The sequence below is a fragment of the Nonomuraea mangrovi genome (genome assembly GCF_042681425.1).
In the GTDB taxonomy this organism is placed as follows: domain Bacteria; phylum Actinomycetota; class Actinomycetes; order Streptosporangiales; family Streptosporangiaceae; genus Nonomuraea; species Nonomuraea mangrovi.
In genome coordinates this window covers 12016-28209 of the sequence record NZ_JBHUFV010000100.1, presented here as the reverse complement: position 1 = coordinate 28209, position 16194 = coordinate 12016, and the positions used below count along the sequence as shown (strand labels likewise).

General features: G+C 67.2%; 16 protein-coding genes. 8 read left to right on the top strand and 8 right to left on the bottom strand.

What is annotated here, in order from left to right; genetic code table 11:
* Window positions 1–981: 981 nt before the first annotated feature.
* A complete protein-coding gene (locus ACFSKW_RS52150) occupies window positions 982–1137 on the top strand; it encodes a hypothetical protein (RefSeq protein WP_379582889.1) in 156 nt (51 codons plus the stop codon).
* A gap of 37 nt (window positions 1138–1174) precedes the next feature.
* Here ACFSKW_RS52150 and ACFSKW_RS52145 read toward each other — a convergent pair whose 3' ends face one another.
* From ACFSKW_RS52145 to ACFSKW_RS52130, 4 genes are all read right to left on the bottom strand, one after another.
* Entirely contained in the window at window positions 1175–2623 is a 1449-nt protein-coding gene (locus ACFSKW_RS52145; RefSeq protein ID WP_379582887.1) for an FG-GAP-like repeat-containing protein, read from the bottom strand.
* A 305-nt stretch (window positions 2624–2928) separates the two neighbouring features.
* On the bottom strand, window positions 2929–3330 hold the full coding sequence (locus tag ACFSKW_RS52140) for a VOC family protein (protein ID WP_379582885.1): 402 nt from the start codon (window positions 3328–3330) through the stop codon (window positions 2929–2931).
* A 346-nt stretch (window positions 3331–3676) separates the two neighbouring features.
* Window positions 3677–4336 carry a hypothetical protein gene (locus ACFSKW_RS52135; protein ID WP_379582883.1) on the bottom strand — a complete coding sequence of 220 codons (660 nt, stop codon included), beginning with the start codon at window positions 4334–4336 and terminating at the stop codon, window positions 3677–3679.
* A gap of 876 nt (window positions 4337–5212) precedes the next feature.
* Window positions 5213–5617 carry a nuclear transport factor 2 family protein gene (locus ACFSKW_RS52130; protein WP_379582881.1) on the bottom strand — a complete coding sequence of 135 codons (405 nt, stop codon included), beginning with the start codon at window positions 5615–5617 and terminating at the stop codon, window positions 5213–5215.
* 88 nt (window positions 5618–5705) lie between these two features.
* Here ACFSKW_RS52130 and ACFSKW_RS52125 point away from each other — a divergent pair, with 88 nt between their 5' ends.
* Entirely contained in the window at window positions 5706–6554 is an 849-nt protein-coding gene (locus ACFSKW_RS52125; RefSeq protein ID WP_379582879.1) for a helix-turn-helix domain-containing protein, read from the top strand.
* A 434-nt stretch (window positions 6555–6988) separates the two neighbouring features.
* Here ACFSKW_RS52125 and ACFSKW_RS52120 read toward each other — a convergent pair whose 3' ends face one another.
* Window positions 6989–7126, bottom strand: coding sequence for a hypothetical protein (locus tag ACFSKW_RS52120; RefSeq protein ID WP_379582891.1), 138 nt, complete (start codon window positions 7124–7126; stop codon window positions 6989–6991).
* A 373-nt stretch (window positions 7127–7499) separates the two neighbouring features.
* On the opposite strand from ACFSKW_RS52120, the gene ACFSKW_RS52115 reads away from it, so the two are divergent.
* The 3 genes from ACFSKW_RS52115 to ACFSKW_RS52105 all read left to right on the top strand — a co-directional run bounded on the left by ACFSKW_RS52115 (window position 7500) and on the right by ACFSKW_RS52105 (window position 8522).
* Entirely contained in the window at window positions 7500–7679 is a 180-nt protein-coding gene (locus ACFSKW_RS52115) for a hypothetical protein (protein ID WP_379582877.1), read from the top strand.
* A 175-nt stretch (window positions 7680–7854) separates the two neighbouring features.
* Entirely contained in the window at window positions 7855–8094 is a 240-nt protein-coding gene (locus ACFSKW_RS52110; RefSeq protein WP_379582875.1) for a chymotrypsin family serine protease, read from the top strand.
* 119 nt (window positions 8095–8213) lie between these two features.
* The gene (locus ACFSKW_RS52105; protein WP_379582873.1) at window positions 8214–8522 is read left to right on the top strand and encodes a hypothetical protein; all 309 of its coding nucleotides are present in this window, start codon (window positions 8214–8216) and stop codon (window positions 8520–8522) included.
* Window positions 8523–9036: 514 nt separating this feature from the next.
* On the opposite strand, the gene ACFSKW_RS52100 is transcribed toward ACFSKW_RS52105, so the two are convergent.
* The gene (locus ACFSKW_RS52100) at window positions 9037–10992 is read right to left on the bottom strand and encodes a WD40 repeat domain-containing serine/threonine protein kinase (RefSeq protein WP_379582871.1); all 1956 of its coding nucleotides are present in this window, start codon (window positions 10990–10992) and stop codon (window positions 9037–9039) included.
* Window positions 10993–11062: 70 nt separating this feature from the next.
* Here ACFSKW_RS52100 and ACFSKW_RS52095 point away from each other — a divergent pair, with 70 nt between their 5' ends.
* Window positions 11063–12235, top strand: coding sequence for a tyrosine-type recombinase/integrase (locus ACFSKW_RS52095; RefSeq protein ID WP_379582869.1), 1173 nt, complete (start codon window positions 11063–11065; stop codon window positions 12233–12235).
* 641 nt (window positions 12236–12876) lie between these two features.
* On the opposite strand, the gene ACFSKW_RS52090 is transcribed toward ACFSKW_RS52095, so the two are convergent.
* Together ACFSKW_RS52090 and ACFSKW_RS52085 are read right to left on the bottom strand one after the other, a co-directional pair.
* A complete protein-coding gene (locus tag ACFSKW_RS52090) occupies window positions 12877–13527 on the bottom strand; it encodes a response regulator transcription factor (RefSeq protein WP_379582867.1) in 651 nt (216 codons plus the stop codon).
* Window positions 13527–15206, bottom strand: coding sequence for a sensor histidine kinase (locus tag ACFSKW_RS52085; RefSeq protein ID WP_379582865.1), 1680 nt, complete (start codon window positions 15204–15206; stop codon window positions 13527–13529). The genes ACFSKW_RS52090 and ACFSKW_RS52085 overlap by 1 nt, the downstream gene beginning before the upstream one ends.
* 186 nt (window positions 15207–15392) lie before the next feature.
* Here ACFSKW_RS52085 and ACFSKW_RS52080 point away from each other — a divergent pair, with 186 nt between their 5' ends.
* A complete protein-coding gene (locus ACFSKW_RS52080; RefSeq protein WP_379582863.1) occupies window positions 15393–15620 on the top strand; it encodes a hypothetical protein in 228 nt (75 codons plus the stop codon).
* A gap of 23 nt (window positions 15621–15643) precedes the next feature.
* Window positions 15644–16057, top strand: coding sequence for a hypothetical protein (locus ACFSKW_RS52075; protein WP_379582861.1), 414 nt, complete (start codon window positions 15644–15646; stop codon window positions 16055–16057).
* Window positions 16058–16194 lie beyond the last annotated feature (137 nt).

Genomic DNA, 16194 nt, shown 5'->3' with positions numbered 1-16194 from the left:
TCCTTCGTCGCGATCGCCGCAGCCCTCATCTGCTACCGCCGACTCACCAAATGAGACGTCGTCTAAGGGGAGAGCAGGATCGACATGCAGATGACTGTCTCCGGGTAGCGGATCACGTGGGTCAAGGTCGGCTCGGCGAGGTGCAGGCTGAGCTGCTTGGTGCGCTGTTCCCACCGCTCTGTGAGCTCGTCATCCAGGAGAGGAGCTTGGGTGACGCTTTCGTGAGCATCGTGGAGGCCGCGCCGGTGGCAGAGGGGCGGTGTAGGCGCGCAAGCCGTTGGTGGCGGCGGGCGGCGCTGAGGAGTTCGGGCAGAGACGCGACGATGAACTGCTTCTGGCTTTCAGAGTTCGGCGTGGGGATAGATGGGGTGCGGTGGATTGGCGATCCAGCGGGAGTGGGTCAGACAGGTGGTTCGTTCGGCGATGGGGGGTCACCGCCACTCGGCCGCCAAGTGACGGTGAATCGGGGTACGGCCGGGTCGGTTACCCCGCTGGCCGTACCCGGACGGCTGCAATCGGGGCTGGCCTGCCGGGTGTCCGGTGGGACTGGGTGCTGACCATGACGCTGCTGCCGCCGCCCCCGACCTCGCGTGGATTCGGGCCCGTCGCGCAACGGAACACACTTCAACGTCATCACGATTACCCGGTATGGCCACAGAAGCGTTCTACGCTACCGCCGCGTAGGGGTTGCCGACTATCTTGATCGCCCTGTCGGTAGAGATTGGCTTCTTGCGGCAGAAGAAATCAGCGGACGCGGCGACGTACTACGACATAAGTTTCCGCCGAGTCCAGTCACCTGTGGACCCTCGCTCGGCAGGCGAGTGGTCGCGCCAGCTGAGCCAGTCAGTCCGTAGGTTGCACCTGGCATTCGAGTGGCTCTGCGTGACATTCGTGGTAGGCGAGCTGACGGCGGTCCTGTCTTTAGCGTTTGGCTGGTTCAACGCCTGGACCCTTGGGCTGGTCGTGGCATGTGCGGTGGCTATGGTCGTTGCGGCTGCGGTGGTGGAGACGGACGCGGCCTTCGTACCCACCACGGACGATGACGCGGCCGCGCGGTGGCGGGCCGAGCTGGTCAAGCGCTACCGCCAGACGATCAGGCGGCGCAGGCCCTGGCGGCGGCACTGCACCACGTCATAGCTCACGAACCGGCTCTCGTCGAGCGCTGCCTTGGGCTTCACCGCAGCAGATGCAGACCCATCTCCGGGGTTTCGACGTCGATCCCGATCTGCGATGGGTGGATCACCTGCGCCTCGGTAGCGGAAAGCCCCGATGGGGTGCCGCGTACGATGGCCAGCATGCCCTGCCACGCGTTCTTACCCGGCGCGCTGGTGATGAGCTCAGCCTTGCCGTCGCCGGTAACGTCCAGGACCGAGACGGCGGAGCCGAAGGCGTCGCTGCGAACGGACTGCTCACTGATCGGATCGGGCAGCGGCGTGGGAGCCGATCCGGACAGAGGCCGGACGCCGTCCTGCGTGATGACCTGCCCGCCCGCGATCGCCGGGCCGTTGCGGGACCCGGGTATCAGCACGACCGCGCCTCCTGCGGGAGCGGTGGAGCCGCCGACGTCGGGCCTGCCGAGAACAATGTCTTCGGCGCCGTCGCCGTTGACGTCCCCGGTGGTCACTCCGCGCCACAGCACGCCGCCCGCCCAGTCCACGTCCCTCGCCGTGAAGCCGGGAAGGGTGCTCGGACCGGAGGATGAGCCGTAGAAAACGTGCAGGGTGCGCTTGCTGGGCGTGAGCATGATGACGTCGTCGTACTTGTCTCCGTTGACGTCGCCGGTCACGACCTGTGAGTCCGACTCCGGGCAAACGCGAAGAGCGGGATGCGGCGAGGCGGTGCAGGTCGCCGGAGAGCCGAGCTCGATGATCCGGACGGGGCTCTCCTCCAGGTCGTCGGCGAGCACCAGGTGGTGCTCCACCCATTGCTCACCGGTCGAGGGCTCGCGCATCGACCTGGCCTGAACGATCGCGATCTCCCCGTCATAGCCGCCGTCCACGTTGCCGGAGGCAGTGTGCCTCGGCTCATTGCGGGTGACCCGGACGTCCGTGTCGGGCAAGGGGAAAGACTTGTACTGCCCCTGGCCGTCGTACCAGCCGCTGATACCCGTCCACGGCGGGGTGACGCCGCGGACGACGGTGTCCGCCATGACCACGTCGTTGGCGAACTGGCCGCCGAACTGGCCGACCTCCATCCTGCCGTTGTACATGACAGTGGACACGTGCCGCTCGACCGTCCCGAACCCTCCGGACTGCCAGGACATGGCCTGCGCCTCGCTCAACCCGGAGAAGTACAGGTCGTTCCTGCCGTCGCCGTTGGCGTCGGCGGCAGCCATGGTCAGCCCCCAAGACTGGCACGGGACGGTATAGCCCCACCTGTCCACCGTGGTGCATCCGGCCGGGGGTCGGATGAGGTGGTGGCCACTGGTCCCGTTGGGCCCGCCGTAGAGCACGGCGATCCCGCCCAAGCTCCGGTACGCGAAGGTGAGGGCCACGTCGTTATAGCCGTCGCCGTTGAAGTCGGTGTTCCGCGCGGCCACGGCATGTGCGGGACCGGCGGGGAACACGAGCGCCGCGGTCAGGGCGAGCAACGCCGCCGACCGTACGATCTTTCTGACGTGCATGGCAGCAGCGTCGGCACGCCGACTTGGGGATCACTTGTGCCTGACCGTAGTTCCTGGTCGGCCACCATCTGATGGCCTGGGAGAAAGCCAAGAGCGACGTGGCTCCCCAGTGCGACCTGCGCCCGCGCCCCCTGAGGACCTTTGTGAGTCGGCCATCCGGCAGACTCCGGCCTGAACAGCCACTGGCGGGTGAGCACTCGCGGCCGTCCTGGACGTCGAGTCCTGAAGAAGGATCATGCCCCTGCCGGCGGCACCCCCTCAGCGGAGGCCGGGCATGACCAGGAGGACCCTGAGGAAGCCGGCCCTCATCGCACGGGTTGGCCGATGCCGAGGAGGTTTCCCTCGCTGTCCCGGAACCACGCGGCCCGCTCGCCGACGCCGGCTGACGGGTAATTCCCCTCGACGTAGGCGATACCGCCAACCGTCCGGAGGCCGGGGACGTCGACCTCCTCCAACACCACGCCGTGATTGCGCAGCCGCTCGACGACGGTATCGATGTCGTCGACCTCCCAGGCCATCTGGGTATGGTCGCCCGAGGCCGCGCCCGTCGACTCGAAAAGCGAGAACCGCCCGCCGCCGCATTCGTACAGCAGACCGCCGGGTCGCTCCTCGACTGGTTCGAGGCCGAGCTTCTCGGCGTAGAACGCCCTCGCCCGCTCAAGGTCCTGGGCAGGGAGCCGGGTAGCGACACGGCTGTTCTGCAGCATGCGACGACCTTGTCACGACTGAGATCGCGGTGCTACCAAGGCGATCCAAAGCCGACGGCAGAACATCGAGTCCGCATATATAGCGTCGCGACGCGCCCCGCGCGTGATCGCCGTTCGCGAGGGCCCCGTCGAGATCCTCACCACCCTCGACCACAAGGGGGAGCGCGCCCAAGCACACTCACCTGCATGCCTCCCCCGACGCTCATTGAGGCCTGCCCCACCCGCGCCCGCCCCCTCCCAGCCCACGCAGCTCGGCCTCCTTCCCGCTGCTGCTCGGGTAGGCGCGCCTGCGGCGGGACGAGCATGTCGCGGGGAATCCGCCAGCCGAGTCCGTACATCGTCCGGGTTACTGGTGCCACTCCTCCGACGCCACCGTCTCCTCAGCGGGCGGCGGTTTGATGTGCACCTTCTTCCCCCAGTCCGACAGCCGAAGGTCCTCCGCGTAAACGTCGTAGGGTGGGCCGCTCGCAGACCTGCCGGGGCCGTCGTTCGGGTCGCGCCACGTGCTCCACGCTCTGCGGACGAGCTGGTCGCCGCCGATCCACAGCCGCCAGGACACCTTCCAGCCGGCGTACTCATTGCCGATGGGCCGCCTGCGGTGGTAGCCGATGCGCATGTCCGGGTTCGCCTTGTAGAGCTGCGCGAAGGTGATGACACCCTCGTGGAGGGTGGTGCGCACCCCGTCGTAGATCCCGGCGGGCCGCCTGCGAGTGGTGGTGGCCAGCACGGCTCTGAGCGTCACCGGGTCGCTGAGGCTGAGATAGAAGCCGGACTTCAGAACAAGCTGGCACGGCCATTCGTAGGTCACCCAGGTCTTGCCCGGCGGCATTGGGTCATCAGGGTCGGGCTTGACGTACGACTCGTAGCCGCGCTTGCCGATGCAGATGTTGCGGGTACCGTAGCGGGCCAGGTTGGGGTTTCTCATATCTGTGGCCACGATCGTGCCCTTGCCGAACTCCACGACGCCGCGCACCGGCTTGACGGCAGTCCAATCGTCGTCGCGCATGGACATCCGGGAACGCCTGACGACCTTTACCCCATGGCCCGGGACAAGCTGGCGCTGGATGGCGTCGGCCGGATCCATCACAACATCGGCTTGTACGGGGGATCCTGCGGTCACCGTGGATGCGGCCGTCAGGACAACCACCGCCGCCGCCAATCGTCGCCTGATCATGCACGGATCGTCGCAGTGGCAGATCTCAGCTGAATCACACTCGTCCCCGAAAGTGGTCCCCAGCTGGCCCGGATCGGCACCGAGCCACGCGCCGGATGAAGGACCTTGGCTTTCAGCTGATTGATGATGGTTTCTGGGGGTTCGGGTGGCGTTGATTGGCCGCACGGCCTACCCGAGGCGCCGGCCGCCGCTCCGGGGGTTGACGAGCATGCGAACGAAAAGTCGCGTTGGCAAGCCGGGGTCAGGTGGCTTCGCGTGACATTCCGTTCGAGCCCGCCCGTAGGTGGCGAAGGGCGGGCCACAAGGATGCTGGGGTCAGGCTGCGGGCGGCCCGCCTCCAGGGCGGCGAACGTCTGCGCCCACCTGCCTGCCGAGACGCAGGCGGGTGGGTGCGTGTGCCGTACTGGGAGGTCGCGCCGAGTGTCCCTGCGAGGGCGGCCATGGCGGGGCGCATGTCTGCTCATACCAGGCTCGGGGGCTACGCTCGTCCGTGATCCGTGGCCGGGGGCCTTGCTGCGTGAGCGGTCACCGGCTCCCGTGCCGAGCACAGGCGTGGCGTCGGGGAACGACGCAGCAGGAGCCGGCTGAGCCGGCCTTCGCCAGTTCGGAGTGGACCCGGGAGCAGGCGACAGGGACGGGTGTCGGGGGCATCGAGCCGTCCTCGATGCCCCCGGTGTTCAGGACCGTGGCCTTCGGGTCGGGGCCAGGTCAGTGATCGGCGGGTTCCCACCACACCATGTTGGCGCCCACCTGGGCCAACGGCTCGATGATCTCCCACCCCTCGGCGATCAGCCCGCCGTCGAGCCGCCAGATGTCGACGACCGCGATCGCCGGCTCGCCGCCGGGAAGCCAGCGCCGCGAGTGCATCACGACGTGGTCGCCGTCGGCCAGCAGATGCTGGATCTCGACCTGCATGTCGGCGAGCGGGACGAGCGCGGTCTGCACATCGTCGAGCCATTGCGTCTTGGTCGAGGTGGTCGAGTCCGGCCGGTGATGGACGAAGTCGTCGCGCAGCAACGGCGCGAGCGCGTCGACGTCGCCCGTCGCGACCAGTGCCGTCAGCGCCTGCTGGACGATGCTCTTGTTGTCTGTGGTCGTGTTCTGCGTAGTCACGGGGAGCAGTGTTTCCGCCGTCACGACGGTTGTCGATGAAATCGCATGTCATGGCGTCCGGCTCCCGGAGAAGTTAGCATCGGCGGCCATGTACGCGGTCGGGGAGATGTTGCGGCAGTGGCGGCACCGCCGGCGGCTCAGCCAGCTCGATCTGGCGATCGCCGCCGACGTTTCGGCGCGTCACGTCAGCCTGGTGGAGACCGGCAAGTCCACCCCGAGCGCCGAGATGGTTCTTCGGCTCGCCGCTCAGCTCGACGTGCCGTTGCGTGAGCGCAACCGGATGTTGCTCGCCGCCGGTTTCGCGCCCCGTTACGCCGAGCGGCCGCTCGACGCAGACGCGCTGCCGGCGGCCTGGGAGGCGATCGCGAGGGTGTTGCGCGCGCACGAGCCGTACCCGGCGCTGGTCATTGATCGCCGATGGAACATCGTGATGACCAATCGCGCCATCGACCCTTTCCTCGCACATGTCGCCCCGGACCTGCTGCGGCCGCCGATCAACATGGTGCGCCTGGGGCTGGATCCGCGCGGGCTCGCCCTCCACATCGTCAATCTGGCCGAGGTGCGTTCGCTGCTCCGAACCCGGATCGCGCGTCAGCTCGCCGCGGCTCCCGACCCCGAGCTGACCGCGCTCTACGAGGAGCTGCTGGCACCCGGTTCGGAGGACGCGAGCCACCCGGTCGAGTCCGAGGTCGTGATCCCGATGATCTTCAACTTCGAGGGACGAGAACTGCGGCTGTTCTCGACCACGACCACGTTCGGCACCCCGATGGACATCACGCTGGACGAGGTCGCGATCGAGTCGTACTACCCGACGGACGCGGAGACGGCCGCCTACTTCACGACGTCCGACGCCGGCCCTCGAACCGACACGTGGTCACCTGCCTCTGATCATGACCGCTACCGGGGTTCGGTCGAGAAGACGCCACCGAGAAGCTGAGCCACGCCGACCGCCGGTGTGTCGGCGAAGGCCGGGAGCGCGTCACGGCCTGGTCCGTGTGGATGTCGGCGAGCAGGCCGGGGACCACGCCGGGCGGTGGCCCGGTCAGCATGGTGACAATGTCGCGAGTGAGCGCGACACGAGCTGGCAAAACCACAGGTCAGCAGGCAGATCACGGGTGTCAGTAGATGGCAGATCGCCTGAACATGTCAGCGCGACGGGCTCGAGGTGCGGCCGCGGGGCATACGGCGAACTCTTCGATGGGGTGCCACCGGAATTCGGCAGAAGCGGGCCGCAGGCTGGGGTGAGTGCTGGCCAGTATCGATCGCGACAGCGTCGGGCAGTGCGGATCTCGGGGGCGGCGACTTCGTCGGCGAGCAGGGTTGTCAGTTCGGAGCGGCGGCCTGCTCCAAGGGGGCAGGGGGTGAATCTGGCTACGCGGCCCTGACAGTGTTCGCGCGGATTCCGTCGATCAGGTAGCCCAGGCCGCGGTGGAACGCGTCGTCCCAGTCGTTGGCGCTGGGATGCCCGTGCGCGGCCAGCGTCGGATACGCGTGGCGCTGCGCCCTCAGGATTTGTCAGCGGCGTCGCGGATGGTCGGCTCGTCCTTGCCGCGCCATGACCTGGCTGACCGTGGCCCCGATCACAAAGTGCCACAGTCCGTAGGCAGCGGCGGTCAAGGCATGTTGGCCATGTCAGGTGCGCGGGCCGAGTTCGAGGAGATGCCGGGGTCTCTCGGCCCGACCAGCCCGGCATCCGACGCCGATCGGATCGTGCGAGCGATCATGATCGTGTTCGACCTTTGATCGTTTCGCGTCGAACGAGGAGTTGCGAGCTCAAGGCCGACCCGACAGCGACAAGGACGACGATGCTGATCAAGGCCAGCGACACTGTCGCGGACTCTCGCCCCAGCTCCATCGCGTTTCCCAAGATCTTGTCAGCGCCGTGGAAGGCGAAAGCAGTCGCGCCACAGCCGAAGACGAGCCCGGCGACACCGACGACAGCGGTGACGATCTTGCCGACTTTTACTGGCAGGAAGCGCGCGAGACTGGCGCACACCAAGCCAGCCAGAACGACATCGGCAACGCTGAGCTCGATGGCGCCCTCGTGATTCTGGAATTGTGAACCGGCCCTCGGTATGGTCTGACCGATGATTTTTCCGCGCCGTGCTGGTCTGTACGCCGAGTACCGACTCACAGGAGGCTGACGCCATGCGGAAACTGTACTGGGTCGGCGGAAGAACCTCAGGCCAAACCTGTAATTGGAAGGTCACGGCGGCCAACCAAGCGACGAGGCGTACGTGGACAACACCAAGGTCGGCGTAATAGAGAATATCGTCATGGGCACCAAGGGTGGCGCATGTACGGAGGGTGGCGACTCAGGCGGACCTGTCTACACCTTCGAGCCGGACGGGTACGTAGTCGCTAAGGGTATCCACCACAGCGATAGCGATCCGCTCTTCGGCGACTGCACCGAAAGATTCACCGACATCCACAACGTCCGCCAAGCATACGGTGGCGACGTCATGAAACGCCGATAGAAACTAGCGACACCATGCCAACACTCCGCCCCAACAAGTACGTGCCTGCGGTGTCCTTGATCTGTGTGACCGCACTCCTAGTCGGATGCGGCGCGTCCCAGTGGCGCAATATAGACACCGTGAAGCTCTCATACGACGAGCTGACGCTGACTGCAGAACTGCTTTTCAAAGGGCGAAAATCGACTCCCACGAAATGCCAGGAAGTGACAGGTACGGAGCTGGTGGAATCTCCTGCAAGGGTGACCATTGGCGTTCAAGTGAAAGACACATGTCGCCCCTGGCCCTGGGAGGAAAAAAGCACACTCGACATAGGCTATATGCATCAGGTGCAGTTCAAACTGAAGAAACCGCTTGCCGGGCGAACTGTGGTAGATGTAGATGGACAGAGAATCAAAGTACTTCCATCGCCGAACCAAACTAGCCATTAAGGCGGCATTGCAACACCATAAGAGCTCGCCGCCCGGATATAAGGGTGACTCCTCTATGTTCGAGTAGCCATCGGGCAACAAGAAAGGCCCCGCTTATCCTGAAGGATGAGCGGGCCCCGTTCGTTTGAGCGGCTGCCACCCGCGTGGGGCGCCGCCCCACGACACGGTCTCGGATGCTCTTACGCTCTCAGAGCGAGATCACCATGCCCTACAGGTCGGTTCGTGTGCCCAGAGGTGACGGAATCTACGTCAGAAGCGGCGAGGGTCCCGTTGCTGAGGTCAGCGAACTCGAAGGCGTAGGTCGGGACGTGCCGTGAGAGAGCCTTGCCGGTGTCGAGGGCAGCAAGCATTGAGGCGCGGATCACGTTTTCGCAGCGCTCGTGGCGGGGGCCGTGTGAATGCCTGTGTCACAACCTGCAAGATCAGCGCCGATGTTGCTGCCGCCGGCAAGGAGCGCTGATGAATACCATCCCAAACGGGTCGGTGATCTTGGGATCGGCGCCTCGCCGCCCTCTTATCTGATCGTCCAAAGTGTAAGGTTCCTGCCTCCGCCGGCGACTGTCGCACCGTCCGGGCTACAGGCGACGCAGTTGATTTCGCTGTTGGTGCCGGTGTGGAGAGCAGCGATGCTCTTGCGACTGGTGATGTCCCAAACTGTGATGGTGCCTTCGCTGGAACCGCTCACCAGGATGGCGCCCGGGCCTGAGGCGATGCAGGTCATGCCGGATCCGGGGCCGGTGAGGGTGGTACTCGTACGGGCCGCGACGTCCCACAGCGTGATCGTCCCGTCGTTGCGGAGGTTTGCCAGCGTCTTTCCATCGGCGCTGAATCCCAGGGAGTGCACGACGGAATTGGTATGGGCGAGGGTGGCGATGTTCGCGTGGGAGGAGGTGTCCCACAGTTGGAGGCGCCCATCGATGGCGGTGTTCCCAGGATTGCCATTGCCGCTGGCGGTGGCCAGGGTTCCACCGGAAGGGCTGAATGCCAGCGCCCCGACCCAGAAGTCGTCGCCGGTGGCCAAGGGTGGGCTGCTCATGTGCGTGGTCAGATTCCACAACGTGATGGCCGGGGCGTTGTAGGTGGTAGCCAGGGTCCCGCCGGTGGGGTTGAACGCTACGCAGGCGGCTGAGCAGTTCCACAGGACGGAGTCGAGGTAGGGGAGGGTGGTGGCGGCACCGGTGGTGACATTCCACAGGTTGATCGTCCCGTCGCCATTGCCGACGGCCAGGTGGTTCCCGTCCGGGCTGAACGCTGCGGACAAGGTGGCCGAGAACCCGGCGTTGAACTCGAGGACCTCTGCGAGCGGCTTGTCCCACGAGTTGCGGACCCTGTGGGTGAAGGATTTGGCCAATGTCCTGGTGGCCACGTCCCAGATCCTGACCACACCGTCATCGCCGGCACTTGCCAGAGCTTTGCCGTCTGGACTGAACGTCACCGACCGCACCATTCTGTCTCCACCGTCAAGGAGCGTCTCCGGAGCGCCCGGACGGATGGGAGCAATCTGGACCGTGTTCGGAAGAACAGTCGCCTTCCCACTCCGGCGGTGGCCGCCGCAGTCCTCGATCAAGGTCGGCGGGAGGGGCGTTACGCCCCGGATGGCCTCCAGCGCGGCAGCGACCCTATCGGCGTTGGCCGGACGGCTGTCAGGCTCCTTGGCGAGTAGACGCACGACGAGTTCATCGAGTCTCTCCGGCACCTCGGCGCGGTAGGCCCGGGGGCCCAGCGGTGGTACCACCAGGTGGTGGTGCATGACCACCGCCATCTCACTCGAGGCGAAGGGCGGCCGGCCGGTCAGCAGAGCGTGCAGGACACATCCGAAGGAGTACAGGTCTGATCGAGCATCGACCCGCCCGCCTTGCCACTGCTCGGGAGACATGTAGTGCGGTGTCCCCAGTCGCTGCCCTTCGGCGGTGAGCACAGAGGTCGCGTTGGCAGCGGAGGCGATCCCGAAATCGCAGATCTTCACCTGCCCGCCGTCGGTCAAGAACAGGTTGGCGGGTTTGAAGTCGCGGTGGATGACACCGCGGCTGTGCGCGGCCGACAACGCCTGAGCGATCTGGATACCCAGCACGAGGACCTGCTCGATCGGCAGGCAATGATCTGGTGTGCTGTCCAGCACCGCGGCCAGGTCCTGGCCGTGCAGCAGTTCCATCACGATGAACCACTGATCGGCGTGTTGATCGGCATCGTGCACCACGACGATCCCGGGGTGCTGCAGCCCTGCGGTTGTAAGGGCCTCACGGCGGAACCGTTCGGTCTGCGAAGGAGAGGTGTGCGAAGAGTGACCGAGGGCGGTCAGCACCTTCACCGCGACCGGTCGGTGCAGTCTCTGGTCGAGGGCGCGCCAGACCTCTCCCATCCCGCCCCAGCCGAGTTGCCCCTCCAGCAGGTACCGGCTCGCGAGCTCGTCTCCAGGCTGCACTACAGATACCTCCGGCGTCGGGAGCGGATCATGCAGGTAGAGGCTCATTGCAGCAGAAGAGTTCCACCACTGCCAAGTCTCTTCAGGAAACGCACCTTCCGTGAAGTAACCTGGCGGCATGTCCCAGCAGATGCCCAGGTCGGCCGACCCGTCGCCTGAGCCGAATCGCGCCGAAATCACTTCACGAAAGGTAGTCAGCCTCTCCGAGCGGCTCGATCCGGCCGACGACAGCCTCACCACCTGGAGCGAGCGCTACCTCGACTTGGCCGTCCGCGGGGTCCGCTCGGCAGAAGTCACCGGCAAGATCACCCGCCATCTCCAGCGTTTCATCGCCTGGACCACGAGCGGGCTCGGACACGACCGGCTCTCGGCCGTCACCCCGCGCGAAGTCACCGCCTGGCGCGATCACCTAGCCGCCGCCGGCAACCTCGGCCGCGACGGCAAGCCGGCGCCGATGGCCGCCGCGACCGTCAACAACCACCTGGCCCACCTGTCAGCGCTGTTCACCTGGATCACCGCGCACGCCCCCGCCGGCCTGCTGCGCCACGGCGACCCGACCAAGAAGGTCACCGCGCTGCCGCTGCCCGCCCCGCAGGTACGCTCCCTGTCCGCCGCTCAGGTCCGCGCTATCAAGAACGTCGTCGATCGGATCGAGACCTTCCACGAGCTCAAGGGCCGCCGCCACCGCGGTACCAGCCCCCGGGTGCACGCCCATGCCCGCCCGGTCCGCGACCGCGCCATCATCTACCTGCTGTTCGGCACCGGCCTGCGCCGCGCCGAGCTGGTCGGCTTGGACCTGGACCAACTGGAGCCGATCCACCCCGACCGACTGCGCCAGGCCAAGAATGCCCGCCTGGCTGATGTACGCGGCAAGGGCCGTACCAGCCGCACCGTGTTCCTCGGCCGCGACGCCCGCCAGGCGCTGGCCGACTACCTGCAGCTCGAACGGCCCGGCGATGCCGCCGCCAGCACCACCCCGACCGCGCTGTTCCTCTCCGCCGCCTCCGTCGCCGTCCGCCACCCCGACGGCCGCATGTCCCCGCGGTCAATCAACACCATCGTCAGCGAGATCGGCCGTCTGCACGACGCCCAGATGGCCGATCCTGACCGTAAGTTCGGCACCCTACGCCCGCACGACGCCCGCCACACCTTCGCCTTCGGACTGTCGCAAACCTCCGGCCACAACCGCGCCGAACTCGAACGCCGCCTCGGTCACGCCAACGACCGCTACCTGCGCCTGTATACCAACCCACCCGACGACATCGCCGCCAGCTACGTCGAAGACCTCTGATCAGCAGGACCGAGGCCCTCGGCAATCGCCTCTGACCAGCCCTATTAGCCCTTTCCGGCTTACTTGGTCTGCCCCCCTGTAGAACTTCAGCAAGATCGCGAAGCCGATTCGCGTGGCGTCACGCTTTCCGGCGATCAGGTCGCGCTCTTCGTCCAGGATCGTCCAGTGCTCGACCAGCTCGTCGATGTGCATCGGGGGGTATTTCATGACCACCCGGCATTGACCAGGCACGTCACAGCAAGATCAACGCCGTTTGGGGCTCATGACGCATTTCTTTCCGGCACCCCAGTCGGCCCGCTCGGCGTCGGTCAGCCTCTCCTTGGTCATCATCAGCCGATCCAGACGTTGCAGTGGGCGCACCAGTCGCGGGCGCTGGCCAGGTCAGGGAAGACACGGTAGGGCCCCAGATCTCACGGGGCCAACGTCGGGCGTGCTCGGCGGGGGTCTGGGTGCCGGTGACGGCCTTGGTGTGGGCGTCCTTGGCTTGGTAGTCGGCGGTGCGCTGGCGAGCTTCAGCGGCGTACTTCTTGGCGTCGCGGCTGGTGCGGGTGTTGCGGCCTCCGTCGGCGGCGATCCGCTCCCACAGCACCGCCTCCCGCTCGCTGATCTCGGCCTTCGGCCTGATGGCGGCTGGCCCACAGCTAGGCCACCGACTGGATCCAGGCCAGAACGGCCAGTACGCGCCTGTTGTCGTCGGGGGCGGACTCCAGATCCAGTTTCGCGAAGATCGCCGCAATATGGCTTTCGACCGTCTTGATGCCGAGGTGCAGCTGTCGGCCGATCGCCTGGTTGGATCGGCCCTCGGCCATCAGAGTCAGGACGGACCGCTCTCGCTCGGTCAGCCGGTCGAGCGGGAAGGCGGCCTTGCGGCGGGCGAACAGCCGGCTGACGATCTCGCCGTCGATGACCGACTCGCCGTCGATCACCCGGGTGAGGGCGTCGCGGATCGCGGCGGCGTCGTCCACCCGGTCCTTGAGCAGGTAGCCGACTCCGTGCGGCCCAATCTCCAGCAGCCGCTGCGCGTAGGCGGTCTCCGCGTAGGTGGACAGCACCAGCACGCCTAGCTGCGGGTGGGCGGCCCGCAGCTGGGCCGCGCCCGTCAGGCCCTCGTCGGTGAAGGTCGGCGGCATGCGGATGTCGAGGATGACCGCGTCGGGCACTTGGCCGCGCATCAGGGTCGTCAGCTCGACGACGTCTCTGGCCTGTCCGGTGACCTCGACGCCGACGCCCTCGAGCAGGAGCGCCACCCCGCGCCGGAACAGCGTGGAGTCGTCACACAACATCACCCGCATCAAGCGCTCACCAGCCGAGCTTCCAGCCGGGTGCCGCCCTGTGGCGGGCTCTGGAGGTGCAGCGTTCCCCCCAGAGCGGCGACGCGGTCGGCCAGGCCGGCCAGGCCGCCGCCCGGCCGCATAGTAGCGCCGCCGCGGCCGTCGTCGGTGACAGCCGCGACGATCTCGCCGTCCTCCTGGGTGACCGAGACGGCGATGCGGCGGGCCTCGGCGTGCTTGATCGCGTTGGTGAGCGCCTCGCAGATGACGAAGTAGAGCGTGGTCTCGATCGCCGGGCTGCTGGCCAGGGGTGCAATGCGGATCTCGGTGGGGACGGGCAGCGCCTCGGTGATGCTCTCGATGGCTCCCGTCAGGCCGATCTGCTCCAGGACGGCCGGGTGGATGCCCCTGGCCAGGTCACGCAGCTCCGACAGGGCGTTGCGCAGGTCGGCGCGTGCCTCGTCGACGAGTTCGCGCACCGTGGGGTCGCCGCTGACGGTCTTGAGTCGGCCCAGCGTCGCGGCCAGCGCCAGCAGCCGCTGCTGGGCACCATCGTGGAGGTCGCGCTCGACTCGCCTGCGCTCGGCCACACCGGCCTCGACGATCCTGGCGCGGGAATCCTCGACCTGGCGCAGCTGCTCCTGCAGATCGCTGTGAAGGCGGGCGTTCTCCAGGCTGAGCGCCGCCGCGCCGAGCGCGGCCGTCACCACGTCGCCGCGCCTACGCAACTCGGGCACGGTGCGTACGTGGGCTAGCGGCCGGCCTGCGCTGTCGGCGATCTCCAGCCCGAGCCGGCCGTCGTCGGGAGGCGGATCACCGGTGAACAGGTCCAGGCTCGGATCAGCCAGGGCCCGGCGCAACGACTCGCGCACCGATTCCGCGGTGGCAGGCTGGGCGATGCCGCTCACCAAGTCCGCGACAGCGGCCCGGTCGAGCCGGCGGCGGATCGCCGCGGCGAGGAAGGCGGCGGGAATAAGCAGCGGCGCGGCCACCGCGGAGATCCACACCACCTCGGGCACGTAGGCGGGGGCGAGCGGATCGCCATCGCCGGTGAAATACGGCAGCACCATCCAGATGGCGTTCGAGAGGATCGCGAAGCCGTACACGGCCGAGGCGACGAAGACCGGCACGAGCTCCCGCCGCTCCAGCCCACGCGCGGTGACGGCACGGTGCACAACGAGCGCCAGCGCGGCCACGGCGACGGCGATCACCAGCATCCAGTACATGCCATAGGCGGTGCGCTGCTCTGGCCCACCGTCGTAGAGCGTCACCCAGGAGAATGCTACTGGCGGCTTGCCGGACGGCGCGGGGTTCCAGGTGACCGCGTCAGCCACGTTGGCTACCAGGATCAGCACGCTCGCGCCGAAGACGAACCCCCGGTAGCCGACACGCCGGTGGGGGTAGCTCAGCAAAACCGTCATGAGCAGCAGCGCCCCAACCGGCCGCGCCATGGCTGCCACGAAGCCATACCAGCCCCAGTCTCGGTTGCTCAGATCGGCGGTCAGCTCGGCGAACGCCGCCGCGACGAACAGGGTCCCGACCAGGCGCTGCCCCTCCGCGATGAACAACCCACCAGTGACGGCCAGCGCCACCTGACCGGCCAGCAGCAGGGCCGCGACGACGGCGCCGGAGGCGAGGTCCGGCCACACCGCCCACAGCCCGTATCCGAACGCGGCCAGGGCGATCGCCAACGTGCGCATGCCGATCTCCTTCGTCAGGCGTGCCTCTACGTCGAGCAGTGTCGCCAGCCCAGCCGGGGCCGCGGAAGGGGGAAAACCCGGAAACCTGTTGGGGCTACCTCGGAGGTGCAGGGGTCGGCCGCAGAACCATCCTGGACGGGGCAGCGCGCAGCCTCGGACCTCATCCGAACGAAGGGAGAGATTGTCATGACCAGTCCGGGATTCTCCTCGTGGCAGGCACAGCAGAACGCCAACCAGAACGCGGCCTGGGCGGCCGAGCGGGCACGACAGGCCGCTCAGCACTCAGGTGACGCGGCACGCCGGTCTGGCGGGTCGAGCGGCGTCGGCAACGTGATCGCGCTGCTGATCGTCGTCGCGGTCCTCGTCCTCGCCGCGCCGTTCGTGGTGGCGATCCTCGCTCAGGTCGGCTTCTGAGCCGCGCCCTACTGGAGGTCATCATGTCCGACCAATTCGTGCCGATCGCCGGCGAACAAGCAGCCCTGCATCATGTCGTCACAAGACCGGAGCCTGGCCGGCTCGCCATCGTGCTGACAGGTGCGGTGGGAATCAGCAACGCCCACGCCGAAGGCCAGGCATGGACTCGGTTCCGGGTTAACTGGACCCGCAACCTGCCGCTGGGGCCGGGGAAGCGATTGCGACCGGTGTACTGGGCGCCGTTCGTGACGCTCAGCTCGTTCGCGAACGACAACGTCGCCAGCAACGCCGGATGGGCCGTCGACGAATTCGGGCTGTCGAACGCGAACGGACCTACGACGTTCGTCGACGTCTGGGCGAACCTGGCTGTGCGCGACGCGGACGGCTGGATCCTGCGACTCGCCTACACCGTGCACATCGTGGGCGACGAGATCTGACCCAGCGCCGGGCCCCGCGGTGATCCCCGCGCCGGGCGCTCCTCGGAATCGCCACATCAGCCATCGCGACTTCCAACCTCTATCTCGAGCGCACGACGGACCGCTCCTCTGAAGGACGCGACGGTCCGCATCGTCGG